General features: G+C 55.0%; 33 protein-coding genes. All 33 read left to right on the top strand.

From position 1 onward, the window contains the following. The first annotated feature begins 52 nt into the window (after positions 1 to 52). The 33 genes from rpoC to rplQ all read left to right on the top strand — a co-directional run bounded on the left by rpoC (position 53) and on the right by rplQ (position 22641). On the top strand, positions 53 to 4252 hold the full coding sequence (rpoC, locus tag J1G18_RS06840) for a DNA-directed RNA polymerase subunit beta' (RefSeq protein ID WP_027614261.1): 4200 nt from the start codon (positions 53 to 55) through the stop codon (positions 4250 to 4252). A 215-nt stretch (positions 4253 to 4467) separates the two neighbouring features. Beyond that, on the top strand, positions 4468 to 4839 hold the full coding sequence (gene rpsL, locus J1G18_RS06835) for a 30S ribosomal protein S12 (RefSeq protein WP_003186084.1): 372 nt from the start codon (positions 4468 to 4470) through the stop codon (positions 4837 to 4839). Between the two features lie 107 nt (positions 4840 to 4946). After that, complete coding sequence (gene rpsG / locus J1G18_RS06830) at positions 4947 to 5420, top strand: 30S ribosomal protein S7 (RefSeq protein WP_003228745.1); 474 nt, start codon at positions 4947 to 4949, stop codon at positions 5418 to 5420. A 30-nt stretch (positions 5421 to 5450) separates the two neighbouring features. Continuing rightward, entirely contained in the window at positions 5451 to 7556 is a 2106-nt protein-coding gene (gene fusA / locus J1G18_RS06825; protein WP_007962223.1) for an elongation factor G, read from the top strand. Between the two features lie 31 nt (positions 7557 to 7587). Further along, on the top strand, positions 7588 to 8781 hold the full coding sequence (tuf, locus tag J1G18_RS06820) for an elongation factor Tu (RefSeq protein WP_223007274.1): 1194 nt from the start codon (positions 7588 to 7590) through the stop codon (positions 8779 to 8781). 158 nt (positions 8782 to 8939) lie between these two features. Beyond that, positions 8940 to 9251, top strand: a complete 312-nt coding sequence (gene rpsJ, locus J1G18_RS06815) for a 30S ribosomal protein S10 (RefSeq protein WP_003186070.1) — start codon at positions 8940 to 8942, stop codon at positions 9249 to 9251. A gap of 80 nt (positions 9252 to 9331) precedes the next feature. Continuing rightward, on the top strand, positions 9332 to 9967 hold the full coding sequence (gene rplC / locus J1G18_RS06810) for a 50S ribosomal protein L3 (RefSeq protein WP_003228738.1): 636 nt from the start codon (positions 9332 to 9334) through the stop codon (positions 9965 to 9967). A gap of 12 nt (positions 9968 to 9979) precedes the next feature. Beyond that, the gene (rplD, locus tag J1G18_RS06805) at positions 9980 to 10582 is read left to right on the top strand and encodes a 50S ribosomal protein L4 (RefSeq protein WP_003228735.1); all 603 of its coding nucleotides are present in this window, start codon (positions 9980 to 9982) and stop codon (positions 10580 to 10582) included. Then, on the top strand, positions 10579 to 10878 hold the full coding sequence (gene rplW, locus J1G18_RS06800; RefSeq protein WP_002555488.1) for a 50S ribosomal protein L23: 300 nt from the start codon (positions 10579 to 10581) through the stop codon (positions 10876 to 10878). The genes rplD and rplW overlap by 4 nt, the downstream gene beginning before the upstream one ends. 14 nt (positions 10879 to 10892) lie before the next feature. Next, the gene (gene rplB / locus J1G18_RS06795; protein ID WP_003228734.1) at positions 10893 to 11717 is read left to right on the top strand and encodes a 50S ribosomal protein L2; all 825 of its coding nucleotides are present in this window, start codon (positions 10893 to 10895) and stop codon (positions 11715 to 11717) included. A 16-nt stretch (positions 11718 to 11733) separates the two neighbouring features. Beyond that, positions 11734 to 12009: a 30S ribosomal protein S19 gene (rpsS, locus tag J1G18_RS06790; RefSeq protein ID WP_003228731.1), complete on the top strand. Its 276-nt coding sequence runs from the start codon at positions 11734 to 11736 to the stop codon at positions 12007 to 12009. Positions 12010 to 12020: 11 nt separating this feature from the next. Then, on the top strand, positions 12021 to 12353 hold the full coding sequence (rplV, locus tag J1G18_RS06785) for a 50S ribosomal protein L22 (protein ID WP_003103908.1): 333 nt from the start codon (positions 12021 to 12023) through the stop codon (positions 12351 to 12353). A 13-nt stretch (positions 12354 to 12366) separates the two neighbouring features. Continuing rightward, entirely contained in the window at positions 12367 to 13053 is a 687-nt protein-coding gene (gene rpsC / locus J1G18_RS06780) for a 30S ribosomal protein S3 (RefSeq protein ID WP_003176422.1), read from the top strand. 12 nt (positions 13054 to 13065) lie between these two features. Beyond that, a complete protein-coding gene (rplP, locus tag J1G18_RS06775; protein WP_003228729.1) occupies positions 13066 to 13479 on the top strand; it encodes a 50S ribosomal protein L16 in 414 nt (137 codons plus the stop codon). Beyond that, positions 13479 to 13670: a 50S ribosomal protein L29 gene (gene rpmC, locus J1G18_RS06770; protein ID WP_002555481.1), complete on the top strand. Its 192-nt coding sequence runs from the start codon at positions 13479 to 13481 to the stop codon at positions 13668 to 13670. Before rplP ends, rpmC begins: the two co-directional genes overlap by 1 nt. A 2-nt stretch (positions 13671 to 13672) precedes the next feature. After that, positions 13673 to 13939 carry a 30S ribosomal protein S17 gene (gene rpsQ, locus J1G18_RS06765; protein WP_003194644.1) on the top strand — a complete coding sequence of 89 codons (267 nt, stop codon included), beginning with the start codon at positions 13673 to 13675 and terminating at the stop codon, positions 13937 to 13939. Positions 13940 to 13962: 23 nt separating this feature from the next. After that, positions 13963 to 14331, top strand: coding sequence for a 50S ribosomal protein L14 (gene rplN / locus J1G18_RS06760; protein ID WP_002555479.1), 369 nt, complete (start codon positions 13963 to 13965; stop codon positions 14329 to 14331). A gap of 11 nt (positions 14332 to 14342) precedes the next feature. Continuing rightward, a complete protein-coding gene (gene rplX / locus J1G18_RS06755) occupies positions 14343 to 14657 on the top strand; it encodes a 50S ribosomal protein L24 (RefSeq protein WP_003186046.1) in 315 nt (104 codons plus the stop codon). 20 nt (positions 14658 to 14677) lie between these two features. Beyond that, a complete protein-coding gene (gene rplE, locus J1G18_RS06750; RefSeq protein WP_003210069.1) occupies positions 14678 to 15217 on the top strand; it encodes a 50S ribosomal protein L5 in 540 nt (179 codons plus the stop codon). Between the two features lie 13 nt (positions 15218 to 15230). Further along, a complete protein-coding gene (gene rpsN / locus J1G18_RS06745; RefSeq protein ID WP_003228726.1) occupies positions 15231 to 15536 on the top strand; it encodes a 30S ribosomal protein S14 in 306 nt (101 codons plus the stop codon). A 209-nt stretch (positions 15537 to 15745) separates the two neighbouring features. Beyond that, positions 15746 to 16138, top strand: a complete 393-nt coding sequence (rpsH, locus tag J1G18_RS06740; protein WP_007966178.1) for a 30S ribosomal protein S8 — start codon at positions 15746 to 15748, stop codon at positions 16136 to 16138. A 12-nt stretch (positions 16139 to 16150) separates the two neighbouring features. Then, positions 16151 to 16684, top strand: a complete 534-nt coding sequence (gene rplF, locus J1G18_RS06735; RefSeq protein WP_007966176.1) for a 50S ribosomal protein L6 — start codon at positions 16151 to 16153, stop codon at positions 16682 to 16684. 10 nt (positions 16685 to 16694) lie between these two features. Further along, positions 16695 to 17045, top strand: a complete 351-nt coding sequence (gene rplR, locus J1G18_RS06730) for a 50S ribosomal protein L18 (RefSeq protein ID WP_003186037.1) — start codon at positions 16695 to 16697, stop codon at positions 17043 to 17045. A 3-nt stretch (positions 17046 to 17048) separates the two neighbouring features. Then, positions 17049 to 17549, top strand: coding sequence for a 30S ribosomal protein S5 (rpsE, locus tag J1G18_RS06725; RefSeq protein ID WP_003176409.1), 501 nt, complete (start codon positions 17049 to 17051; stop codon positions 17547 to 17549). Positions 17550 to 17551: 2 nt separating this feature from the next. Next, on the top strand, positions 17552 to 17728 hold the full coding sequence (gene rpmD / locus J1G18_RS06720) for a 50S ribosomal protein L30 (protein WP_003176408.1): 177 nt from the start codon (positions 17552 to 17554) through the stop codon (positions 17726 to 17728). Between the two features lie 3 nt (positions 17729 to 17731). Then, positions 17732 to 18169 carry a 50S ribosomal protein L15 gene (gene rplO / locus J1G18_RS06715; protein ID WP_003228720.1) on the top strand — a complete coding sequence of 146 codons (438 nt, stop codon included), beginning with the start codon at positions 17732 to 17734 and terminating at the stop codon, positions 18167 to 18169. Further along, entirely contained in the window at positions 18170 to 19498 is a 1329-nt protein-coding gene (gene secY, locus J1G18_RS06710; RefSeq protein WP_003228718.1) for a preprotein translocase subunit SecY, read from the top strand. Between the two features lie 27 nt (positions 19499 to 19525). Continuing rightward, entirely contained in the window at positions 19526 to 19642 is a 117-nt protein-coding gene (gene rpmJ / locus J1G18_RS06705) for a 50S ribosomal protein L36 (RefSeq protein ID WP_002555468.1), read from the top strand. Between the two features lie 130 nt (positions 19643 to 19772). Next, positions 19773 to 20129 (top strand): 30S ribosomal protein S13, encoded by a 357-nt coding sequence (rpsM, locus tag J1G18_RS06700; RefSeq protein WP_008374135.1) that lies wholly within the window; start codon positions 19773 to 19775, stop codon positions 20127 to 20129. A gap of 30 nt (positions 20130 to 20159) precedes the next feature. Continuing rightward, positions 20160 to 20549, top strand: a complete 390-nt coding sequence (gene rpsK, locus J1G18_RS06695; RefSeq protein ID WP_002555466.1) for a 30S ribosomal protein S11 — start codon at positions 20160 to 20162, stop codon at positions 20547 to 20549. Between the two features lie 18 nt (positions 20550 to 20567). After that, positions 20568 to 21188 carry a 30S ribosomal protein S4 gene (rpsD, locus tag J1G18_RS06690; RefSeq protein WP_003176404.1) on the top strand — a complete coding sequence of 207 codons (621 nt, stop codon included), beginning with the start codon at positions 20568 to 20570 and terminating at the stop codon, positions 21186 to 21188. Positions 21189 to 21210: 22 nt separating this feature from the next. Then, positions 21211 to 22212 carry a DNA-directed RNA polymerase subunit alpha gene (locus tag J1G18_RS06685; protein WP_003186012.1) on the top strand — a complete coding sequence of 334 codons (1002 nt, stop codon included), beginning with the start codon at positions 21211 to 21213 and terminating at the stop codon, positions 22210 to 22212. 42 nt (positions 22213 to 22254) lie between these two features. Then, complete coding sequence (gene rplQ / locus J1G18_RS06680) at positions 22255 to 22641, top strand: 50S ribosomal protein L17 (protein WP_003176402.1); 387 nt, start codon at positions 22255 to 22257, stop codon at positions 22639 to 22641. Positions 22642 to 22832: the final 191 nt, after the last annotated feature.

Here is a 22832-nt window from a genome sequence, read left to right as displayed (position 1 = left end):
ATCGAGAGCGGGGCAGGACTGCCCGCTCTCTGCTCCGCCAGGAGGAAAGGCCTTGAAAGACCTACTGAATTTGCTGAAAAACCAGGGTCAAGTCGAAGAGTTCGACGCCATCCGTATCGGATTGGCCTCGCCTGAGATGATCCGTTCGTGGTCGTTCGGCGAAGTTAAAAAGCCGGAAACCATCAACTACCGTACGTTCAAACCTGAGCGTGACGGTCTTTTCTGCGCCAAGATCTTTGGCCCGGTAAAGGATTACGAGTGCCTGTGCGGTAAGTACAAGCGCTTGAAGCACCGTGGTGTGATCTGTGAGAAGTGCGGCGTTGAAGTTGCACTGGCCAAGGTTCGTCGTGAGCGCATGGCGCACATCGAACTGGCTTCGCCGGTTGCCCACATCTGGTTCCTGAAATCGCTGCCGTCCCGTATCGGCCTGCTGATGGACATGACCCTGCGTGATATCGAACGCGTTCTCTACTTCGAGAGCTACGTCGTTATCGATCCAGGCATGACCACCCTTGAAAAAGGTCAGCTGCTGAACGACGAGCAGTACTTCGAAGCGCTGGAAGAGTTCGGTGACGACTTCGACGCCCGCATGGGTGCTGAAGCTGTCCGTGAACTGCTGCACGCTATCGACCTGGAGCACGAGATTGGTCGTCTGCGCGAAGAGATTCCGCAAACCAACTCGGAAACCAAGATCAAGAAGCTGTCCAAGCGTCTGAAGTTGATGGAAGCCTTCCAGGGTTCCGGCAACCTGCCAGAGTGGATGGTACTGACCGTTCTGCCGGTTCTGCCGCCAGATCTGCGTCCACTGGTCCCGCTGGATGGCGGTCGCTTCGCGACTTCCGACCTCAACGATCTGTATCGTCGAGTGATCAACCGTAACAACCGTTTGAAGCGCCTGCTGGATCTGTCCGCTCCGGACATCATCGTGCGCAACGAAAAGCGTATGTTGCAGGAAGCTGTCGATGCACTGCTCGACAACGGTCGTCGTGGCCGCGCTATCACCGGTTCGAACAAGCGTCCTCTGAAATCCCTGGCTGACATGATCAAGGGTAAGCAGGGTCGCTTCCGTCAGAACTTGCTCGGTAAGCGTGTTGACTACTCCGGTCGTTCGGTAATTACCGTAGGTCCGACCCTGCGTCTGCACCAGTGCGGTCTGCCGAAGAAGATGGCTCTCGAGCTGTTCAAACCGTTCATTTTCGGCAAGCTGGAAATGCGTGGTCTCGCGACCACCATCAAAGCGGCCAAGAAAATGGTCGAGCGCGAACTGCCAGAGGTTTGGGACGTTCTCGCTGAAGTGATTCGCGAACACCCGGTTCTTCTCAACCGTGCACCGACCCTTCACCGTCTGGGTATCCAGGCGTTTGAACCGGTACTGATCGAAGGTAAGGCTATCCAGCTGCACCCGCTGGTCTGCGCCGCGTACAACGCCGACTTCGACGGCGACCAAATGGCCGTGCACGTACCGCTGACGCTGGAAGCCCAGCTCGAAGCGCGTGCGTTGATGATGTCGACCAACAACATTCTGTCGCCAGCCAACGGTGAGCCAATCATCGTTCCGTCGCAGGACGTTGTATTGGGTCTGTACTACATGACTCGTGAAGCGATCAACGCCAAGGGCGAAGGTCGTGTGTTCGCGGATCTGCAGGAAGTTGACCGTGTGTTCCGTGCCGGCGAAGCCGCACTGCACGCCAAGGTCAAGGTTCGTATCAACGAAACCGTCAACGACCGTGACGGCAACAGCGTGAGCAACACTCGTATCGTCGACACCACTGTCGGCCGTGCGCTGCTGTTCCAGGTTGTGCCAAAAGGTCTGTCGTACGATGTCGTCAACCTGCCGATGAAGAAAAAGGCGATCTCCAAGCTGATCAACCAGTGCTACCGCGTGGTTGGTCTGAAAGAGACCGTGATCTTCGCTGACCAGTTGATGTACACCGGTTTCGCTTACTCGACCATCTCCGGCGTTTCCATCGGCGTTAACGACTTTGTTATCCCGGACGAAAAAGCCCGCATCATCGGTGCAGCCACCGACGAAGTGAAAGAGATCGAGAGCCAGTACGCCTCCGGCCTGGTAACCCAGGGCGAGAAGTACAACAAAGTGATCGACCTTTGGTCGAAGGCGAACGACGAAGTTTCCAAGGCGATGATGGCCAACCTCTCGAAAGAGAAAGTCATCGACCGTCATGGCGATGAAGTCGACCAAGAGTCCTTCAACTCGATGTACATGATGGCCGACTCGGGTGCGCGGGGTTCCGCAGCACAGATTCGTCAGCTGGCCGGTATGCGTGGTCTGATGGCCAAGCCGGACGGTTCCATCATTGAAACGCCGATTACTGCGAACTTCCGTGAAGGTCTGAGCGTACTTCAGTACTTCATCTCGACTCACGGTGCTCGTAAAGGTCTGGCGGATACCGCGTTGAAAACTGCGAACTCCGGTTACCTGACTCGTCGTCTGGTAGACGTGGCGCAGGATCTGGTTGTAACCGAGATCGATTGCGGCACCGAACACGGTCTGTTGATGACTCCGCACATTGAAGGCGGTGACGTTGTAGAGCCGTTGGGTGAGCGCGTATTGGGTCGTGTTATTGCCCGTGACGTATTCAAGCCAGGCACCGAGGACGTTATCGTTCCTGCCGGTACCCTGGTAGACGAGAAGTGGGTCGAGTTCATCGAGCTGAACAGCATCGACGAAGTGATCGTGCGTTCGCCGATCAGCTGCGAAACCCGCTATGGCATTTGCGCCAAGTGCTACGGTCGTGATCTGGCTCGTGGTCACCAGGTGAACATCGGTGAAGCGGTCGGCGTTATTGCTGCCCAGTCCATCGGTGAGCCGGGTACCCAGCTGACGATGCGTACGTTCCACATCGGTGGTGCGGCAAGCCGTACTTCCGCAGCCGACAGCGTTCAGGTGAAGAATGGCGGTACTGTCCGTCTGCACAACCTGAAACACGTTGAGCGAGTGGATGGCCACCTGGTTGCCGTGTCCCGTTCCGGTGAGCTGGCAATCGCTGATGACTTCGGTCGTGAGCGTGAGCGTTACAAGCTGCCGTACGGTGCTGTGATTTCGGTTAAAGAAGGTGACAAGGTCGACGCTGGCGCAATCGTGGCCAAGTGGGATCCGCACACTCACCCGATCGTTACCGAAATGAAAGGTACCGTGACCTACGTGGGCATGGAAGAAGGCATCACGATCAAGCGTCAGACTGACGAATTGACCGGTATGACCAACATTGAAGTACTCGACGCGAAAGATCGTCCAGCTGCGGGCAAAGAAATCCGTCCAGCAGTGAAGATGGTCGACGACAACGGCAAGGATCTGTTGCTGCCAGGCACTGACGTTATCGCTCAGTACTTCTTGCCAGCCAACGCCCTGGTCGGTGTTGCGGACGGTGCGAAGATCGCGATCGGTGACGTTATCGCTCGTATCCCGCAAGAAACTTCGAAAACTCGCGACATCACCGGTGGTCTGCCGCGTGTTGCCGACCTGTTCGAAGCTCGTCGTCCGAAGGAAGCGTCGATTCTGGCTGAAGTGAGCGGCACCATCGCGTTCGGTAAAGAGACCAAAGGCAAGCGCCGTCTGGTCATTACCCCGAACGACGGTAGCGATCCGTACGAAGAGCTGATTCCGAAGTGGCGTCACCTGAACGTGTTCGAAGGCGAACAGGTAAACCGCGGCGAAGTTATCTCCGACGGTCCGAGCGATCCGCACGACATTCTGCGTCTGCTGGGTGTGAGCGCGCTGGCCAAGTACATCGTGAACGAGATCCAGGACGTTTACCGTCTGCAAGGCGTGAAGATCAACGACAAGCACATCGAGACCATCCTGCGTCAGATGCTGCGTAAAGTTGAGATCTCCGAGTCCGGCGATTCCAGTTTCATCAAGGGCGACCAGATGGAACTGACTCACGTACTGGTAGAGAACGAGCGTCTGAGCGCGGAAGACAAGTTTGTCTCCAAGTTCACTCGCGTTCTGCTGGGTATCACCAAGGCGTCGTTGTCCACCGAATCGTTCATCTCGGCGGCTTCCTTCCAGGAAACCACTCGCGTACTGACCGAAGCGGCAGTCACCGGCAAGCGCGACTACCTGCGCGGCCTGAAAGAAAACGTGGTTGTGGGTCGTCTGATCCCGGCCGGTACCGGTCTGGCGTACCACAGCGAGCGCAAGCGTCGTCGTGATGCAGACAAGCCGTTGCGCGTAAGCGCCAGTGAAGTGGAAGCTGCACTGACCGAAGCGCTGAACTCGAGCGGTAACTGAGTTCTGCGGTAACTAAGCTGAGGCCCTGATCGCTCCGTTCGTCGAATCGAGACAAATTGTCAAGGTTCGACGGGCGGGGAGGTCGGGGCCTTGCCTTGACTGGGGACAAGATCCTCTTTAGACTCTTGATCCCCTAAATTTGGCGGGAATCCGTTCCTGTCATTTTGCTTTTCTTGCAAGACAATAGCGTCGCAAGACAACAGTGGAGCTAGTAGATGGCAACTATCAACCAGCTGGTACGTCAGCCGCGTAAGCGTATCGTCGAGAAATCCGACGTACCTGCGCTGCAGAACTGCCCGCAACGTCGTGGCGTGTGCACCCGTGTGTACACCACTACGCCGAAAAAACCTAACTCGGCACTGCGTAAAGTATGCCGTGTGCGTCTGACCAACGGTTTCGAGGTTTCCTCGTACATCGGTGGTGAAGGCCACAACCTGCAAGAGCACAGCGTGGTACTGATCCGCGGCGGTCGTGTAAAAGACTTGCCAGGTGTTCGTTACCACACCGTTCGCGGCTCCTTGGATACTTCCGGCGTTAAAGGCCGTAACCAGGGTCGTTCGAAGTACGGTACCAAGCGTCCGAAGTAATCGGTCGTTTTGCAGATTTTCATTTTATTGAGTCGATAAGAGTAAGGTCGGGCTTGCATCCACTGGATCTGTCCCGAACTAACCTGAAGACCGCTTGAGGGCTTATCATGCCAAGACGTCGCGTAGCAGCAAAGCGTGAGATTCTGGACGATCCGAAATACGGAAGCCAGATCCTCGCCAAATTCATGAACCACGTTATGGAAAGCGGCAAGAAAGCCGTTGCCGAGCGTATCGTTTATGGTGCCCTGGAAACCGTGAAGGCTCGTAAGGCCGGCACCGATCCCCTGGAACTCTTCGAAAAAGCACTCGACGCCATCGCTCCGCTGGTCGAAGTGAAGTCGCGCCGCGTTGGTGGTGCTACTTACCAGGTTCCGGTCGAGGTTCGTCCTTCCCGCCGTAACGCTCTGGCAATGCGCTGGTTGGTAGACTTCGCCCGTAAGCGTGGCGAGAAGTCTATGGCTCTGCGCTTGGCTGGCGAACTGCTGGATGCTGCTGAAGGTAAAGGTGCTGCTGTTAAGAAGCGTGAAGACGTGCACCGTATGGCCGAAGCCAACAAAGCTTTCTCGCACTACCGCTTCTAATTTTAGCTTCACTAATTTTGCGAGGGCTTTATGGCTCGTACTACTCCGATTAGTCGCTACCGTAACATCGGTATCGTCGCTCACGTGGATGCTGGGAAAACCACCACCACCGAGCGCGTCCTTTTTTACACTGGCAAAAGTCACAAAATGGGCGAGGTGCATGACGGCGCCGCGACCACAGACTGGATGGTTCAGGAGCAGGAGCGTGGTATTACCATTACTTCTGCTGCCATTACCGCCTTCTGGAAAGGTTCCGAGAAGCAGTACCCGCACGAGCACCGTTTCAACGTCATCGATACCCCGGGCCACGTAGACTTCACCATTGAAGTTGAACGTTCCCTGCGCGTACTCGACGGCGCTGTGGTTGTATTCTGCGGTACTTCGGGTGTTGAGCCGCAGTCGGAAACCGTATGGCGTCAAGCCAACAAATACGGCGTTCCACGTCTTGTTTACGTAAACAAGATGGACCGTGCTGGTGCCAACTTCCTGCGCGTGATCGGTCAGATCAAACAGCGTCTGGGTCACACTCCGGTGCCGATTCAGCTGGCTATCGGTTCGGAAGACAACTTCCAGGGCCAGATCGACCTGATCAACATGCAGGCTGTTTACTGGAACGACTCTGACAAGGGTATGGTTCCTGTTCGCAAGGAAATCCCTGCGGACATGCTCGAGCTGGCTACTGAGTGGCGCAGCAACATGGTTGAGGCTGCGGCCGAAGCCAGTGAAGAGCTGATGAACAAGTACCTGGAAGGCGAAGAGCTGTCGATCGAAGAGATCAAGGCCGCTCTGCGTCAGCGCACTATCGCTGGCGAAATCGTTCTGGCAGTGTGCGGTTCGTCGTTCAAGAACAAGGGCGTTCCCCTGGTTCTCGACGCCGTTATCGACTTCCTGCCTGCTCCAACCGACATTCCAGCTATCAAGGGCTCGAACCCTGATAACGAGGAAGAGGAAATGGAGCGTCACGCAAGTGACGACGAGCCGTTCGCGGCACTGGCGTTCAAAATCGCTACCGACCCATTCGTGGGTACCTTGACCTTCGTCCGTGTTTACTCGGGCGTGTTGAACTCCGGCGACGGCGTGATCAACTCGGTTAAAGGCAAGAAAGAGCGCGTGGGTCGTATGGTGCAAATGCACGCAAACGCCCGTGAAGAGATCAAGGAAGTGCGCGCTGGCGACATCGCGGCCCTGATCGGCATGAAGGACGTCACCACTGGTGAAACCCTCTGCAACGCTGACAAGCCAATCATCCTGGTTCGCATGGACTTCCCGGAGCCGGTTATTTCGGTTGCCGTAGAGCCTAAGACCAAGGATGACCAGGAAAAAATGGGTATCGCACTGGGCAAGCTGGCTCAGGAAGACCCGTCTTTCCGTGTTAAAACTGATGAAGAGACTGGTCAAACGATCATCTCCGGCATGGGCGAGCTGCACCTGGACATCCTGGTTGACCGGATGCGCCGTGAGTTCAACGTCGAAGCCAACATCGGCAAGCCTCAGGTTTCGTATCGTGAGCGCATCACGAAGAATTGTGAAATCGAAGGCAAGTTCGTTCGTCAGTCCGGTGGTCGCGGCCAGTTCGGTCACTGCTGGATCCGTTTTGCTCCTGCTGATGAAGGTCAGGAAGGTCTGCAATTCGTGAACGAAGTTGTAGGTGGTGTGGTTCCTAAGGAATACATCCCGGCTATCCAGAAGGGTATCGAAGAGCAGATGAAGAACGGCGTTGTTGCCGGCTATCCGCTGATCGGCCTGAAGGCAACCGTGTTCGATGGTTCTTACCACGACGTCGACTCCAACGAGATGGCGTTTAAAGTGGCTGCTTCCATGGCGACCAAGCAACTGGCCCAGAAGGGTGGTGGTGAGTTGCTCGAGCCGATCATGGCGGTAGAGGTTGTTACGCCTGAAGACTATATGGGTGATGTAATGGGCGACCTTAACCGTCGTCGCGGCATGATCCAGGGTATGGAAGACACAGTGTCCGGCAAGGTTATCCGTGCCGAGGTTCCACTGGGTGAGATGTTCGGTTATGCGACCGACGTTCGTTCCATGTCTCAGGGTCGCGCAAGCTACTCTATGGAATTCAAAAAATACGATACGGCTCCGTCGCACATCGTCGAATCCGTAACCAAAAAACAAGGCTGATTCAGCCCCTTTAGGCTAGGAGTTAATTGTCGTGGCTAAAGAAAAATTTGATCGTTCCCTACCGCACGTCAACGTTGGCACCATCGGTCACGTTGACCACGGTAAAACCACTCTGACCGCTGCTCTGACTCGCGTCTGCTCCGAAGTTTTCGGTTCGGCCGTAGTTGAATTCGACAAGATCGACAGCGCTCCAGAAGAAAAAGCTCGCGGTATCACCATCAACACCGCTCACGTTGAGTACAACTCGACTATTCGTCACTACGCTCACGTTGACTGCCCAGGTCACGCTGACTACGTGAAGAACATGATCACCGGTGCTGCCCAGATGGACGGCGCGATCCTGGTTTGCTCGGCTGCTGATGGTCCGATGCCACAAACCCGTGAGCACATCCTGCTGTCCCGTCAGGTAGGCGTTCCGTACATCGTGGTTTTCCTGAACAAGGCTGACCTGGTAGACGACGCTGAGCTGCTGGAACTGGTTGAGATGGAAGTTCGCGACCTGCTGTCCACCTACGACTTCCCGGGCGATGACACTCCAATCATCATCGGTTCGGCTCGTATGGCGCTGGAAGGCAAAGACGACAACGAGATGGGCACCACTGCCGTCAAGAAACTGGTTGAAACTCTGGACAGCTACATCCCAGAACCAGTTCGTATGATCGACAAGCCATTCCTGATGCCAATCGAAGACGTATTCTCGATCTCGGGTCGCGGTACTGTTGTGACTGGTCGTATCGAGCGCGGTATCGTTCGCGTTCAAGATGCACTGGAAATCGTTGGTCTGCGTGACACCACTACCACAACCTGCACCGGTGTTGAGATGTTCCGCAAGCTGCTCGACGAAGGTCGTGCTGGCGAGAACTGCGGCGTTCTGCTGCGTGGTACCAAGCGTGACGACGTTGAGCGTGGTCAGGTTCTGGTTAAGCCGGGTTCGGTTAAGCCGCACACCAAGTTCACCGCAGAAGTTTACGTTCTGAGCAAGGAAGAAGGCGGTCGTCACACTCCGTTCTTCAAAGGCTACCGTCCACAGTTCTACTTCCGTACTACTGACGTGACTGGTAATTGCGAACTGCCAGAAGGCATTGAAATGGTAATGCCAGGTGACAACATTCAGATGACTGTTACCCTGATCAAAACCATCGCGATGGAAGATGGTCTGCGTTTCGCTATCCGTGAAGGCGGTCGTACCGTCGGCGCTGGCGTCGTAGCCAAAATCATCGAGTAATTCTCTTTTATAGAGTCTGCTTGATGAATTGAAAAAGCCCCCGCTCAGCGGGGGCTTTTTTATTGGGTTGACACCTATCTGGGGCGTCTATAGAATTGCGCCTCCTTTTAACGGGCGTATTGCGCCCGGTGGGAATAGCAGCCGGAGTCTGAAATCCAATGCAAAATCAGCAAATCCGTATCAGGTTGAAGGCTTTCGACCATCGCCTGATCGACCAATCAACCCAGGAAATCGTGGAAACCGCGAAACGTACTGGTGCTCAAGTGCGTGGTCCAATTCCACTGCCTACCCGTAAAGAGCGGTTCACCGTTCTGGTTTCCCCGCACGTCAACAAAGACGCGCGTGACCAGTACGAAATCCGCACTCATAAGCGCGTTCTGGACATCGTCCAGCCAACGGATAAAACCGTTGATGCTCTTATGAAGCTTGATCTTGCGGCCGGTGTGGAAGTGCAGATCAGCCTCGGCTAAGACTCGGTCTTGGTCGTGTAACGCTCTGAAATGGGCGGCCATAGCGGGTGAAAGCCCCGTACACTCATGAGGTTTACAACATGACTATTGGTGTAGTCGGTCGTAAATGCGGTATGACCCGTATTTTCACCGAAGAAGGTGTCTCCATTCCGGTCACGGTCATTGAGATCGAGCCGAATCGCGTCACCCAGTTCAAAACTGAAGAGACCGATGGCTATCGTGCAGTGCAAGTCACTGTCGGCGAGCGTCGTGCTTCGCGTGTAACAGCAGCTCAAGCTGGTCACTTCGCTAAAGCGAACGTTGCCGCTGGTCGTACCACCATGGAATTCCGTCTTGAAGAAGGCGAGTACCAGGCTGGCGATCTGATCAACGCTGAAATCTTCGCCGCTGGTCAACTGGTTGATGTAACCGGTCAGTCCAAGGGTAAAGGCTTCCAGGGTACGATCAAGCGTTGGAATTTCCGCGGGCAAGATAACACCCACGGTAACTCCGTATCCCACCGCGTCCCAGGCTCTATCGGCCAGTGCCAGACTCCTGGTCGTGTATTCAAGGGCAAAAAAATGTCCGGTCATATGGGCGCTGAGCGCGTGACCGTGCAGTCCCTGGAAGTAGTGCGCGTGGACGCTGAACGCAATCTGTTGTTGGTCAAGGGCGCTGTTCCTGGCGCTACTGGCGGCAACCTGGTTGTACGTCCAGCAGCCAAGGCTCGCGGTTAAGGGGAAGCTGACATGCAATTAAATGTAAATGACGCTCAAGCGATCGAAGTTTCCGAACTGACATTTGGCGGCGAGTTCAACGAGACGCTGGTTCACCAAGCAGTCGTGGCCTACATGGCCGGCGGCCGTCAAGGTAGCAAGCAGCAAAAGACCCGTTCCGACGTTCGTGGTGGCGGTAAGCGCCCATGGCGTCAGAAAGGTACTGGCCGTGCTCGTGCCGGTACTATCCGTAGCCCAATCTGGCGTGGCGGCGGTACCACTTTCGCAGCTCGTCCACAGGATCACTCCCAGAAGCTGAACAAGAAGATGTATCGCGCAGCAATGCGTTCCATCCTTGCTGAGCTGGTGCGTACTGATCGTCTGGTCGTGGTTCAGGATTTCGCTGTTGAAACTCCGAAAACCAAAGATCTGCTGGGCAAGCTGAACAACATGAGCCTGACCGATGTTCTCATCGTGTCGGACGCTGTTGATCAGAACCTGTACCTGGCTGCTCGTAACCTGCCACACGTAGATGTACGTGACGTGCAAGGTTCCGATCCAGTTAGTCTGATCGCATACGACAAGGTGTTGATCACCGTGTCGGCCGTGAAGAAATTCGAGGAGCTGCTGGGATGAACCAGGAACGCGTATTTAAAGTTCTGCTTGGCCCGCACGTTTCCGAGAAGGCTACGGTTCTGGCAGACAAGAAAGGCCAGTTCGTTTTCAAGGTTGCTACTGATGCAACCAAGCTGGAAATCAAGAAGGCCGTCGAAAGCCTGTTCAGCGTGAAAGTAGAGCGCGTCACTACCCTGAACGTTCTGGGTAAGAGCAAGCGCACTGCTCGCGGTCTGGGCAAGCGTAATGACTGGAAGAAGGCAGTTATCTCCCTTCAGCCAGGCCAAGATCTCGATTTCAGCAGCAGTGCTGAGTAAGGAAGGGGTGCATCATGGCAATCGTTAAATGCAAACCGACTTCCCCTGGCCGCCGTTTTGTGGTCAAGGTGGTCAACCAGGAGCTGCATAAAGGCGCTCCTCACGCACCGCTGCTCGAGAAAAAATCGAAGACTGGTGGTCGTAACAACAATGGCCGTATTACCACTCGTCACATCGGTGGTGGTCATAAGCAGCATTACCGTATGGTCGATTTCCGTCGCAACGACAAAGATGGCATCGTCGCCACTGTCGAGCGTATCGAATACGATCCAAACCGTACTGCTCACATCGCACTGCTCTGCTACGCAGACGGCGAGCGTCGCTACATCATCGCCCCTAAAGGCGTGAGTGCTGGCGACCAACTGATCGCAGGCGCTCTGGCTCCAATCAAGCCAGGCAACGCTCTGCAACTGCGCAACATTCCAGTCGGTTCTACCGTACACGGCATCGAACTGAAGCCAGGTAAAGGCGCGCAGATCGCTCGTTCCGCTGGTGCTTCGGCTCAGCTGATCGCTCGTGAAGGCGTGTACGTTACCCTGCGTCTGCGTTCCGGTGAAATGCGTAAAGTCTTGGCTGAATGCCGTGCGACCCTGGGCGAAGTCTCGAACTCCGAGCACAGCCTGCGTTCGCTGGGTAAAGCTGGTGCCAAACGCTGGCGTGGCGTTCGCCCAACCGTTCGTGGTGTTGCCATGAACCCGGTTGACCACCCACATGGTGGTGGTGAAGGTCGTACCTCTGGTGGTCGTCATCCGGTATCGCCATGGGGCTTCCCGACTAAGGGCGCGAAGACTCGTGGTAATAAGCGTACCGACAAAATGATCGTCCGTCGTCGCAAGTAAATAGAGGGATACGACAGTGCCACGTTCTCTGAAAAAAGGTCCTTTTATTGATCTTCACCTACTGAAGAAGATCGAAGTGGCGGCGGAAAAGAACGATCGCAAACCAATTAAGACTTGGTCGCGTCGTTCGATGATCCTGCCACAAATGGTCGGTCTGACCATCGCAGTACACAACGGCCGTCAGCACGTCCCAGTTCTCGTGAACGAAGACATGGTTGGCCATAAACTGGGCGAGTTCGCCGGTACCCGCACTTATCGTGGGCACGTGGCTGACAAGAAAGCCAAGCGTTAAGGGGTAAGGAAATGGAAGTAGCCGCTAAGTTGTCGGGCGCTCGAATCTCCGCCCAGAAAGCCCGCTTGGTCGCCGACCAGATCCGCGGGAAGAAGGTGGGCGAAGCGCTCAACCTGTTGGCTTTCAGCAGTAAGAAAGCCGCCGAGATCATGAAGAAAGTGCTGGAGTCGGCCGTAGCCAACGCCGAGCATAACGAAGGCGCAGACGTTGATGACCTGAAGGTCAGCACCGTTTTCGTCAACGAAGGGCGTTCGCTGAAGCGCATCATGCCACGTGCCAAAGGCCGTGCTGATCGCATCGTCAAGCGGTCTTGCCATATCACTGTCAAGGTTGCTGACAAGTAACGGAGTCGAAGAGATGGGTCAGAAAGTACATCCCATTGGCATTCGCCTGGGAATCGTCAAGGAGCACACCTCCGTCTGGTACGCAGACGGTCGGACTTATGCGGACTACTTGTTCGCAGATCTGAAAGTGCGTGAGTATCTCCAAGACAAACTAAAAAGCGCGTCCGTAAGCCGTATCGATATCCATCGTCCGGCCCAAACTGCACGCATCACCATCCACACCGCTCGTCCAGGTATCGTTATCGGGAAGAAAGGTGAAGATGTTGAGAAACTGCGTCAGGACCTGACCAAGCAAATGGGTGTGCCTGTGCACATCAATATCGAAGAGATCCGCAAGCCGGAGCTCGACGGTATGCTGGTTGCGCAGAGCGTAGCTCAGCAGCTGGAGCGTCGTGTAATGTTCCGTCGCGCTATGAAGCGCGCAGTACAGAACGCCATGCGCATTGGTGCCAAAGGCATCAAAATCCAAGTGAGCGGTCGTCTCGGCGGTGCTGAAATCGCACGTACTGAATGGTATCGCGAAGGTCGTGTGCCACTGCACACCCTGCGTGCCGACATCGACTATGCCAACTACGAAGCTCACACCACCTACGGTGTGATCGGTGTAAAGGTTTGGATCTTCAAAGGCGAAGTAATTGGTGGTCGCCAAGAAGAGCTGAAACCACAAGCACCAGCGCCTCGTAAAAAAGCTGCTAAGTAAGGGGTACGCCAAATGTTGCAACCAAAGCGTACGAAGTTCCGCAAGCAGATGACCGGCCACAACCGTGGTCTGGCACTGCGCGGTAGCAAAGTCAGCTTCGGCGAGTTCGCGCTGAAGTCTGTTGCTCGTGGTCGTCTCACCGCTCGTCAGATCGAGTCAGCGCGTCGTGCTCTGACCCGTCACGTAAAACGTGGTGGCAAGATCTGGATCCGTGTATTCCCGGACAAGCCGATCTCCAAGAAACCTCTCGAGGTTCGTATGGGTAAAGGTAAGGGTAACGTGGAGTACTGGGTTGCCCAGATTCAGCCAGGCAAAGTCCTGTATGAAATCGAGGGTGTTTCTGAAGAGCTGGCGCGTGAGGCTTTCGCCCTGGCTGCTGCAAAGCTGCCGCTCGCCACCTCCTTTGTTAAACGGACGGTGATGTGATGAAAGCGAATGAACTTCGTGAAAAATCCGCACAGCAGCTGAACGAGCAACTGCTCGGCTTGCTGCGCGACCAGTTCAATCTGCGTATGCAGAAAGCAACTGGCCAGTTGGGGCAGTCTCATCTGCTCTCGCAAGTTAAGCGTGACATCGCTCGCGTGAAGACTGTGCTCAACCAGCAGGCAGGTAAGTGATCATGGCTGAAGCCGAAAAAACTGTCCGTACGCTGACTGGCCGTGTTGTCAGCGACAAGATGGACAAAACCATCACCGTTCTGATCGAGCGTCGCGTTAAGCACCCGATCTACGGTAAATACGTTAAGCGTTCGACTAAGCTGCACGCGCACGACGAAACCAATCAGTGCCACATCGGCGACAAAGTCACTATTCGTGAAACTCGTCCGATGGCCAAGACCAAGTCTTGGGCGCTGGTTGATGTTCTCGAACGCGCTGTGGAAGTCTAAGGGCTAGGGGTCGGAGAAATTATATGATTCAGACTCAATCCATGCTCGATGTGGCCGATAACAGCGGCGCTCGCCGCGTTATGTGCATCAAGGTGCTGGGTGGCTCCCATCGTCGTTACGCTGGTATCGGTGACATCATCAAAGTTACCGTCAAGGAAGCAATTCCTCGCGGTAAAGTGAAAAAAGGCCAAGTGATGACTGCTGTTGTAGTCCGCACTCGTCACGGCGTACGTCGTGCTGATGGCTCCATTATCCGCTTTGATGGCAACGCTGCTGTTCTTCTGAACAACAAGCAAGAGCCGATCGGCACCCGTATCTTTGGGCCAGTGACCCGTGAACTTCGTACTGAGAAGTTCATGAAGATCGTCTCGCTCGCCCCAGAAGTGCTGTAAGGAGATCCGACATGCAAAAGATTCGTCGTGACGACGAGATCATCGTGATCGCCGGCAAAGACAAAGGTAAGCGCGGTAAGGTGCTGAAGGTTCTTGCTGACAACCGTCTGGTTGTTGGTGGTCTGAACCTGGTCAAGCGTCATACCAAGCCTAACCCGATGTCGGGCGTACAGGGCGGTATCGTCGAGAAAGAAGCGCCACTGCACGCTTCCAACGTCGCCATCTTCAACGGCGAAACCAACAAGGCTGACCGCGTTGGTTTCAAAGTAGAAGACGGTAAGAAAATTCGTGTCTTCAAGTCGACCCAAAAAGCGGTTGATGCTTGAACACTGCTAGGTAGAAGACCATGGCACGACTAAAAGAGATTTACCGGAAGGAAATCGCTCCGAAACTTAAGGAAGAACTTAAGCTTTCGAACGTGATGGAAGTTCCGCGCGTTACCAAAATCACCCTGAACATGGGTCTGGGCGAAGCGATCGGCGACAAAAAAGTCATCGAGCACGCTGTTGCTGACCTGGAAAAGATCACCGGCCAAAAAGTCGTTGTGACCTACGCTCGTAAATCCATCGCTGGCTTTAAAGTCCGTGAAGGATGGCCGATCGGCGTCAAAGTGACTCTGCGCCGTGAGCGTATGTACGAGTTCCTGGATCGTCTGCTGTCGATCTCCCTGCCTCGGGTTCGCGACTTCCGCGGCCTGAATGCCAAGTCCTTCGATGGTCGTGGCAACTACAGCATGGGCGTGAAAGAGCAGATCATTTTCCCGGAAATCGACTACGACAAGATCGATGCTCTCCGCGGTCTGGACATTACCCTGACCACCACTGCCAAGAACGATGATGAAGGCCGCGCTCTGCTGCGTGCTTTCAAATTCCCGTTCCGCAACTGATTGGAGTAGGAAAATGGCCAAGAAGAGCATGAAAAACCGTGAGCTGAAGCGTCAGCTCACTGTTGCCAAGTACGCCACCAAGCGTGCAGCGCTGAAAGCTATCATCGTTGATCTGAACGCAAGTCCAGAAGCGCGTTGGGAAGCTACCGTAGCTCTGCAGAAGCAACCACGTGACGCAAGCGCTTCGCGCATGCGTAACCGTTGCCGCCTGACTGGTCGTCCGCACGGCGTTTACCGCAAGTTCGGCCTGGGCCGTAACAAACTGCGTGAAGCGGCAATGCGTGGTGACGTTCCAGGTCTGGTTAAAGCCAGCTGGTAATCGCTGTCAAAGCCTTGATGGTCGGGTTCGCAAGAACCTGACCATCGGTGGCCTTGAATCTGAATCAAGCCCCTTTTGGGGCTTGATTCATTTCTGGGGTGTGTCTAGAATGACCGGCTCGCCTGAGCCCGTGTTTTTCATGCCCGGAGTTTCTCGGCGACATGTAGTAGCCGCAAGGCTAATTTTTCTGTATTAGGAGCGTCTAGCCCATGAGTATGCAGGACCCGTTAGCGGACATGCTAACTCGAATCCGTAATGCCCAGATGGCTGAAAAGTCTGTCGTAAGCATGCCGTCTTCCACGTTGAAGGTGGCTGTAGCAAAAGTCCTGAAGGACGAAGGTTACATCGCGGATTTTCAGATCACCACCGACGCTAAGCCGTCGCTGTCCATCTCGCTGAAATACTTCGAAGGCCGTCCGGTCATCGAGGAAGTGAAGCGCGTTAGTCGTCCAGGCCTGCGTCAGTACAAGTCCGTTGAAGATCTGCCGAAGGTTCGTGGCGGTCTTGGCGTGTCTATCGTCTCCACCAACAAAGGTGTGATGACGGATCGTGCTGCGCGCGCTGCCGGTGTCGGCGGCGAAGTTCTTTGCACTGTGTTCTAAGGGGGGATAAGCATGTCTCGCGTCGCTAAGAACCCCGTTAAGCTGCCAGCCGGTGTCGAAGTAAAATTCGCAGGCCAACAGCTTTCGGTGAAGGGTGCCAAGGGTACTCTTGAACTGAACATCCATTCGTCCGTTGAGATCGTTGAAGAAGCCGGTGAGCTGCGTTTCGCTGCTCGCAATGGCGATCAACAGACTCGCGCAATGGCCGGTACCACGCGTGCGTTGGTAAACAACATGGTCCAAGGCGTAAGCCAAGGCTTCGAGCGCAAGCTCCAGCTGGTCGGTGTTGGTTACAAAGCGCAAGCAAAAGGTCAGGTGCTGAACCTGGCTCTTGGCTTCTCGCACCCAGTGGATTACGAACTGCCGCAAGGCATCACCGCTGAGACTCCTAGCCAGACCGATATCCTGATCAAGGGCATCGATAAACAGCTGGTAGGTCAAGTGGCCGCTGAGATCCGCGACTTCCGTCCACCAGAGCCGTACAAAGGCAAAGGTGTGCGCTACGCGGACGAAGTCGTCCGTCGTAAAGAAGCCAAGAAGAAGTAGGGCATAGCAAATGACCGACAAAAAAGTTACTCGACTGCGTCGCGCTCGCAAAGCACGCCTGAAAATGCACGAACTCGAAGTCGTGCGTCTCTGCGTGTTCCGCTCGTCGCAGCACATCTACGCCCAGGTCATCTCGGCCGACGGCAACAAAGTCCTGGCAAGCGCCTCGACTTTGGATAAAGAACTGCGTGATGGCGCCACTGGCAACATCGACGCGGCCACAAAGGTTGGCCAGCTGGTCGCTACGCGTGCTAAGGCCGCTGGCGTCTCGCAAGTGGCTTTCGACCGCTCTGGCTTCAAGTACCATGGCCGCGTTAAAGCGCTGGCTGATGCTGCTCGTGAAGCTGGGCTGGAGTTCTAAGTTATGTCAAATAACGACCAAAAGCGCGACGAAGGCTACATTGAGAAGCTGGTTCAAGTTAACCGCGTAGCCAAAACCGTTAAAGGCGGCCGTATCTTCACTTTCACCGCGTTGACCGTGGTTGGTGATGGTAAAGGGCGTGTTGGCTTCGGCCGTGGCAAGTCGCGTGAAGTGCCTGCTGCGATCCAGAAGGCAATGGAAGCTGCTCGCCGCAACATGATTCAAGTTGACCTGAACGGCACTACCCTGCAGTACGCAATGAAGTCCGCTCACGGCGCTTCGAAGGTGTACATGCAGCCTGCTTCTGAAGGTACCGGTATCATCGCTGGCGGCGCTATGCGTGCTGTCCTCGAAGTTGCTGGCGTTCAGAACGTTCTGGCCAAGTGCTACGGCTCGACTAACCCGGTAAACGTGGTTCACGCCACTTTCAAAGGTCTGAAAGCCATGCAATCTCCTGAGTCCATCGCTGCCAAGCGTGGTCTGACTGTCAAGGAGATCTTCTGATCATGGCTACCGTTAAAGTTACGCTGATCAAAAGCATGACCGGCCGCATCCCTAACCACAAACTGTGCGTTAAGGGTCTGGGTCTGCGTCGCATCGGTCACACTGTAGAAGTCCAGGATACTCCCGAGAATCGCGGGATGATCAACAAGGCTTACTACATGCTGCGTGTCGAGGGTTAATCGATGAAACTCAATGATCTGAGTCCAGCGCCGGGTTCCCGTCGCGAAAAGCATCGTCCGGGCCGTGGTATCGGTAGCGGTTTGGGTAAGACTGGTGGCCGTGGCCACAAAGGTCAAACCTCCCGCTCCGGTGGCACTATTGCTCCAGGCTTTGAAGGCGGTCAACAGCCGCTGCATCGTCGCCTGCCGAAGTTCGGTTTCGTTTCCCTGAAAGCCATGGACCGCGCAGAAGTGCGTCTGTCCGAGCTGGCCAAAGTGGAAGGCGACATCGTCACCGTGCAGTCCCTGAAAGATGCCAACGTGATCAACGTCAACGTACAGCGTGTGAAAATCATGCTGTCCGGTGAAGTGACTCGCGCTGTCACTATCGGCAAGGGAATCGGCGCCACCAAAGGTGCGCGTGCGGCTATCGAAGCAGCTGGCGGCAAGTTCGAGGAATAAATGGCTAAGCAAGGTGCTCTCTCTGCGCTCGGCAAAGGCGGTATGTCTGAACTCTGGGCTCGTCTGCGTTTTCTGTTCCTGGCGATTATCGTCTACCGAATAGGCGCACACATCCCGGTTCCAGGTATCAACCCGGACCGACTCGCAGACCTGTTTCGACAGAATGAGGGGACCATTCTTAGCTTGTTCAACATGTTCTCCGGCGGCGCGCTGGAACGGATGAGCATCTTTGCACTGGGGATCATGCCGTACATTTCGGCATCGATCATCATGCAACTGATGACCGCCGTCAGCCCGCAGCTGGAGCAGTTGAAGAAGGAAGGTGAAGCTGGCCGTCGCAAGATCAGCCAGTACACCCGCTACGGCACCGTCGTCCTCGCTCTCGTTCAGGCTATTGGCATGTCCATTGGTCTGGCGGGGCAGGGCGTTGCGTTCACTGGTGACTTTGGCTTCCATTTCGTCGCGGTATCCACTTTTGTGGCTGGTGCGATGTTCATGATGTGGCTGGGTGAGCAGATTACTGAGCGTGGTGTAGGCAACGGTATCTCGATGTTGATTTTTTCGGGTATCGTCGCCGGTCTTCCGAGAGCAATCGGGCAGTCTTTCGAGTCTGCGCGTCAGGGTGATATCAATATCTTCGCCTTGGTTGCCATCGGTTTGCTGGCAGTAGCGATTATCGGTTTCGTGGTGTTCATTGAGCGTGGCCAGCGTCGTATCGCTGTTCACTACGCCAAGCGTCAGCAGGGCCGCAAGGTTTTTGCTGCGCAGACAAGCCACTTGCCGCTGAAGGTGAACATGGCCGGTGTTATTCCGGCTATTTTCGCGAGCAGCATTTTGCTGTTCCCGGCTTCGTTGGGTGCCTGGTTTGGTCAGTCTGAAGGTATGGGCTGGTTGCAGGACATCTCGCAGTCGATCGCTCCTGGTCAGCCGTTGAATATTCTGCTGTTTAGTGCAGGGATTATTTTCTTCTGCTTCTTCTATACGGCGTTGATGTTCAATCCGAAAGACGTAGCGGAAAACCTGAAGAAGTCCGGTGCCTTTATTCCGGGCATCCGTCCAGGTGAGCAGTCTGCACGCTATATTGATGGCGTTCTGACTCGCTTGACCATGTTCGGTGCTCTTTACATGACGGCCGTGTGCCTGTTGCCCCAATTCCTGGTGGTTGCAGCAAACGTTCCGTTCTACCTTGGCGGGACCTCGTTGCTGATCGTGGTCGTGGTTGTGATGGACTTCATGTCCCAAGTACAATCGCACCTCGTTTCGCACCAGTACGAATCCCTGATGAAGAAAGCCAACCTGAAGGGTTACGGCAGCGGCATGTTGCGCTGAGTACCCATAAGGTTCGAGGAGTTGGTGATGAAAGTTCGTGCATCGGTGAAAAAGCTGTGCCGTAACTGCAAGATTATTCGCCGCGAAGGTGTTGTTCGAGTAATTTGCAGCGCGGAACCGCGTCACAAACAGCGCCAAGGCTGAGTGTGATTGTGCTTCAAGCCCGGCAGCTAGTGCGCTGCCGGGTTGATTATTTGTTATTACAGCGATATTATCTCGCGCCCTATTTCTTGGCTTCCGGGGCGTAGGTAGCTGTCAATTGGAGTCCCACTGAATGGCCCGTATTGCAGGCGTTAACATTCCAGATAACAAGCATACTGTTATCTCGCTGACCTACATCTATGGTGTCGGTCGCACTACTGCGCAGAAAATCTGTGCAGACACTGGGGTAAACCCAGCAGCAAAGATCAAAGATCTGAGCGACGAGCAAATTGAACAGCTGCGTGGCGAAGTGGCGAAGTTCACCACTGAAGGTGACCTGCGTCGCGAAATCAACATGAAAATCAAGCGCTTGATGGACCTCGGTTGCTATCGCGGTCTGCGTCATCGTCGCGGTCTTCCAGTACGCGGTCAGCGTACCAAGACCAACGCGCGTACCCGTAAAGGTCCGCGTAAGCCGATCCGCAAGTAATCGCCCCAGCGAATCGACAGGAATTTAATCATGGCAAAACCTGCTGCTCGTCCTCGTAAAAAAGTTAAAAAGACAGTGGTTGATGGCATCGCCCACATCCATGCTTCTTTTAACAACACCATCGTGACCATTACCGACCGTCAAGGTAACGCTCTTTCCTGGGCTACCTCCGGTGGTTCGGGTTTCCGCGGTTCCCGCAAGTCCACCCCGTTCGCTGCTCAAGTAGCTGCTGAGCGTGCTGGTCAAGCTGCGCTGGAATACGGCCTGAAAAACCTCGACGTTAACGTCAAGGGTCCAGGTCCAGGTCGTGAATCCGCAGTCCGCGCTTTGAACGGCTGTGGCTACAAGATCGCCAGCATCACCGACGTGACGCCAATCCCGCACAACGGGTGCCGTCCGCCGAAGAAGCGCCGCGTGTAATCCAGGAGATTGTAAAGAATGGCTCGTTACATTGGTCCAAAATGCAAACTCGCTCGTCGCGAAGGCACCGATCTCTTCCTGAAGAGCGGCGTGCGCGCGATCGAATCGAAGTGCAACATTGAAGCAGCACCTGGTATCCACGGCCAACGCCGCGGTCGCCAGTCCGACTACGGCACCCAACTGCGTGAAAAGCAGAAGGTCCGTCGTATCTACGGCGTTCTCGAGCGTCAGTTCAGCGGCTACTACAAAGAAGCTGCTGGCAAGAAAGGTGCAACCGGTGAAAACCTGCTGCAACTGCTCGAATGCCGTCTGGACAACGTTGTATACCGTATGGGCTTTGGTTCGACTCGTGCCGAATCCCGTCAGCTGGTATCGCACAAGTCGATCAGCGTTAACGGTCAGACCGTAAACGTTCCGTCGTATCAGGTTCGTGCTGGTGACGTGGTCGCAGTTCGCGAGAAAGCAAAAAACCAACTTCGCATTGTCCAAGCTCTCGATCTGTGTGCCCAACGTGGCCGCGTAGAATGGGTAGAAGTAGACACTGAGAAGAAGTCGGGCGTTTTCAAGAACGTTCCTGCTCGCAGTGATCTGTCCGCCGACATCAACGAAAGCCTGATTGTCGAGCTCTACTCCAAGTAAGGGCTAGAAAATAGGTGCATCCATGCAGATTTCGGTAAATGAGTTCCTGACACCCCGCCACATTGATGTGCAGGTTGTCAGTCCAACCCGCGCCAAGATCACTCTCGAGCCTCTCGAGCGTGGTTTTGGCCACACCCTGGGCAACGCGCTGCGCCGCATCCTGTTGTCCTCAATGCCCGGCTGCGCAGTAGTCGAGGCCGAGATTGACGGTGTGCTCCACGAGTACAGCGCCATCGAAGGTGTACAGGAAGACGTAATTGAAATCCTGTTGAACCTTAAAGGTCTGGCCATCAAGCTGCACGGTCGTGACGAAGTTACGCTGACCTTGTCGAAGAAGGGTTCGGGGGTGGTTACCGCTGCCGATATTCAGCTGGATCATGATGTCGAGATCGTTAACCCCGATCACGTAATCGCTAACCTGGCGTCTAACGGCGCCCTGAACATGAAGCTCACCGTAGCTCGTGGTCGTGGTTATGAACCAGCCGACTCGCGTCAGAGCGATGAAGACGAAAGCCGCAGCATTGGTCGCTTGCAGCTCGACTCTTCGTTCAGCCCGGTTCGCCGTATCGCATACGTGGTGGAAAACGCCCGTGTCGAGCAGCGTACCAACCTGGACAAGCTGGTTATTGATCTGGAAACCAACGGTACTCTGGATCCTGAAGAGGCTATCCGCCGCGCTGCAACCATCCTGCAACAGCAGTTGGCTGCGTTCGTCGACCTCAAAGGTGACAGTGAGCCAGTGGTTGTCGAGCAGGAAGACGAGATCGATCCGATCCTGCTTCGCCCGGTTGACGATCTGGAACTGACTGTACGTTCGGCTAACTGCCTTAAGGCGGAAAACATCTACTACATCGGCGACCTGATTCAGCGTACCGAAGTAGAGCTGTTGAAGACTCCGAACCTGGGCAAGAAATCCTTGACTGAAATCAAGGACGTTCTGGCCTCCCGCGGTCTGTCCCTCGGCATGCGCCTCGACAACTGGCCGCCTGCAAGTCTTAAGAAGGACGACAAGGCGACTGCCTGATCGTCGTAATCACCGAACGTAGTGTTTGGTAAGGAATGAACCATGCGTCATCGTAAAAGTGGGCGTCACCTGAGCCGCACCAGCTCGCACCGCAAGGCCATGTTCCAGAACATGGCGGTGTCGTTGTTCGAGCACGAGCTGATCAAGACTACTCTGCCAAAAGCCAAAGAACTGCGCCGCGTTGCCGAGCCGCTGATCACTCTGGCCAAGACAGACAGCCTGGCTAACCGCCGTCTGGCTTTCGACCGTACTCGTTCGAAAGCTATCGTTGGTAAGCTCTTCAACGACCTGGGCAAGCGTTACGCTACCCGTGAGGGTGGCTACCTGCGCATCCTCAAGTGCGGCTTCCGCGCTGGCGACAACGCGCCTATGGCGTACGTCGAGTTGGTTGATCGTGCTACTGCTGGCGAAGCTGTATCCGCCGAGTAAGACGTCAGTCTGAAACGAAAAACCGGGCCTAGTGCCCGGTTTTTTGTGCCCGCAAGAAATGCGCTGTTCGTACAAGCTTCTGACATTGTTGTGTTGCCACTATGTGCAGGGAAACATAATTAGTAATTATCTATCGATGACTGCAAGTTAATGAATTTGTAGGTGTCTCATCGATGATCAATACTTCCCAG

The sequence above is a fragment of the Pseudomonas sp. MIS38 genome (genome assembly GCF_019891575.1).
GTDB lineage: Bacteria > Pseudomonadota > Gammaproteobacteria > Pseudomonadales > Pseudomonadaceae > Aquipseudomonas > Aquipseudomonas putida_A.
This window is presented reverse-complemented; position numbering and strand designations above follow the sequence as displayed.

What these genes read in the sequence shown, in the direction of transcription:
- rpsL (WP_003186084.1), top strand. Translation starts at nt 4,468, where the DNA reads ATGGCAACTATCAACCAGCTGGTACGTCAGCCGCGTAAGCGTATCGTC.
- rpsG (WP_003228745.1), top strand. Translation starts at nt 4,947, where the DNA reads ATGCCAAGACGTCGCGTAGCAGCAAAGCGTGAGATTCTGGACGATCCG.
- fusA (WP_007962223.1), top strand. Translation starts at nt 5,451, where the DNA reads ATGGCTCGTACTACTCCGATTAGTCGCTACCGTAACATCGGTATCGTC.
- rpsJ (WP_003186070.1), top strand. Translation starts at nt 8,940, where the DNA reads ATGCAAAATCAGCAAATCCGTATCAGGTTGAAGGCTTTCGACCATCGC.
- rplC (WP_003228738.1), top strand. Translation starts at nt 9,332, where the DNA reads ATGACTATTGGTGTAGTCGGTCGTAAATGCGGTATGACCCGTATTTTC.
- rplD (WP_003228735.1), top strand. Translation starts at nt 9,980, where the DNA reads ATGCAATTAAATGTAAATGACGCTCAAGCGATCGAAGTTTCCGAACTG.
- rplW (WP_002555488.1), top strand. Translation starts at nt 10,579, where the DNA reads ATGAACCAGGAACGCGTATTTAAAGTTCTGCTTGGCCCGCACGTTTCC.
- rplB (WP_003228734.1), top strand. Translation starts at nt 10,893, where the DNA reads ATGGCAATCGTTAAATGCAAACCGACTTCCCCTGGCCGCCGTTTTGTG.
- rplV (WP_003103908.1), top strand. Translation starts at nt 12,021, where the DNA reads ATGGAAGTAGCCGCTAAGTTGTCGGGCGCTCGAATCTCCGCCCAGAAA.
- rpsC (WP_003176422.1), top strand. Translation starts at nt 12,367, where the DNA reads ATGGGTCAGAAAGTACATCCCATTGGCATTCGCCTGGGAATCGTCAAG.
- rplP (WP_003228729.1), top strand. Translation starts at nt 13,066, where the DNA reads ATGTTGCAACCAAAGCGTACGAAGTTCCGCAAGCAGATGACCGGCCAC.
- rpmC (WP_002555481.1), top strand. Translation starts at nt 13,479, where the DNA reads ATGAAAGCGAATGAACTTCGTGAAAAATCCGCACAGCAGCTGAACGAG.
- rpsQ (WP_003194644.1), top strand. Translation starts at nt 13,673, where the DNA reads ATGGCTGAAGCCGAAAAAACTGTCCGTACGCTGACTGGCCGTGTTGTC.
- rplN (WP_002555479.1), top strand. Translation starts at nt 13,963, where the DNA reads ATGATTCAGACTCAATCCATGCTCGATGTGGCCGATAACAGCGGCGCT.
- rplX (WP_003186046.1), top strand. Translation starts at nt 14,343, where the DNA reads ATGCAAAAGATTCGTCGTGACGACGAGATCATCGTGATCGCCGGCAAA.
- rplE (WP_003210069.1), top strand. Translation starts at nt 14,678, where the DNA reads ATGGCACGACTAAAAGAGATTTACCGGAAGGAAATCGCTCCGAAACTT.
- rpsN (WP_003228726.1), top strand. Translation starts at nt 15,231, where the DNA reads ATGGCCAAGAAGAGCATGAAAAACCGTGAGCTGAAGCGTCAGCTCACT.
- rpsH (WP_007966178.1), top strand. Translation starts at nt 15,746, where the DNA reads ATGAGTATGCAGGACCCGTTAGCGGACATGCTAACTCGAATCCGTAAT.
- rplF (WP_007966176.1), top strand. Translation starts at nt 16,151, where the DNA reads ATGTCTCGCGTCGCTAAGAACCCCGTTAAGCTGCCAGCCGGTGTCGAA.
- rplR (WP_003186037.1), top strand. Translation starts at nt 16,695, where the DNA reads ATGACCGACAAAAAAGTTACTCGACTGCGTCGCGCTCGCAAAGCACGC.
- rpsE (WP_003176409.1), top strand. Translation starts at nt 17,049, where the DNA reads ATGTCAAATAACGACCAAAAGCGCGACGAAGGCTACATTGAGAAGCTG.
- rpmD (WP_003176408.1), top strand. Translation starts at nt 17,552, where the DNA reads ATGGCTACCGTTAAAGTTACGCTGATCAAAAGCATGACCGGCCGCATC.
- rplO (WP_003228720.1), top strand. Translation starts at nt 17,732, where the DNA reads ATGAAACTCAATGATCTGAGTCCAGCGCCGGGTTCCCGTCGCGAAAAG.
- secY (WP_003228718.1), top strand. Translation starts at nt 18,170, where the DNA reads ATGGCTAAGCAAGGTGCTCTCTCTGCGCTCGGCAAAGGCGGTATGTCT.
- rpmJ (WP_002555468.1), top strand. Translation starts at nt 19,526, where the DNA reads ATGAAAGTTCGTGCATCGGTGAAAAAGCTGTGCCGTAACTGCAAGATT.
- rpsM (WP_008374135.1), top strand. Translation starts at nt 19,773, where the DNA reads ATGGCCCGTATTGCAGGCGTTAACATTCCAGATAACAAGCATACTGTT.
- rpsK (WP_002555466.1), top strand. Translation starts at nt 20,160, where the DNA reads ATGGCAAAACCTGCTGCTCGTCCTCGTAAAAAAGTTAAAAAGACAGTG.
- rpsD (WP_003176404.1), top strand. Translation starts at nt 20,568, where the DNA reads ATGGCTCGTTACATTGGTCCAAAATGCAAACTCGCTCGTCGCGAAGGC.
- J1G18_RS06685 (WP_003186012.1), top strand. Translation starts at nt 21,211, where the DNA reads ATGCAGATTTCGGTAAATGAGTTCCTGACACCCCGCCACATTGATGTG.
- rplQ (WP_003176402.1), top strand. Translation starts at nt 22,255, where the DNA reads ATGCGTCATCGTAAAAGTGGGCGTCACCTGAGCCGCACCAGCTCGCAC.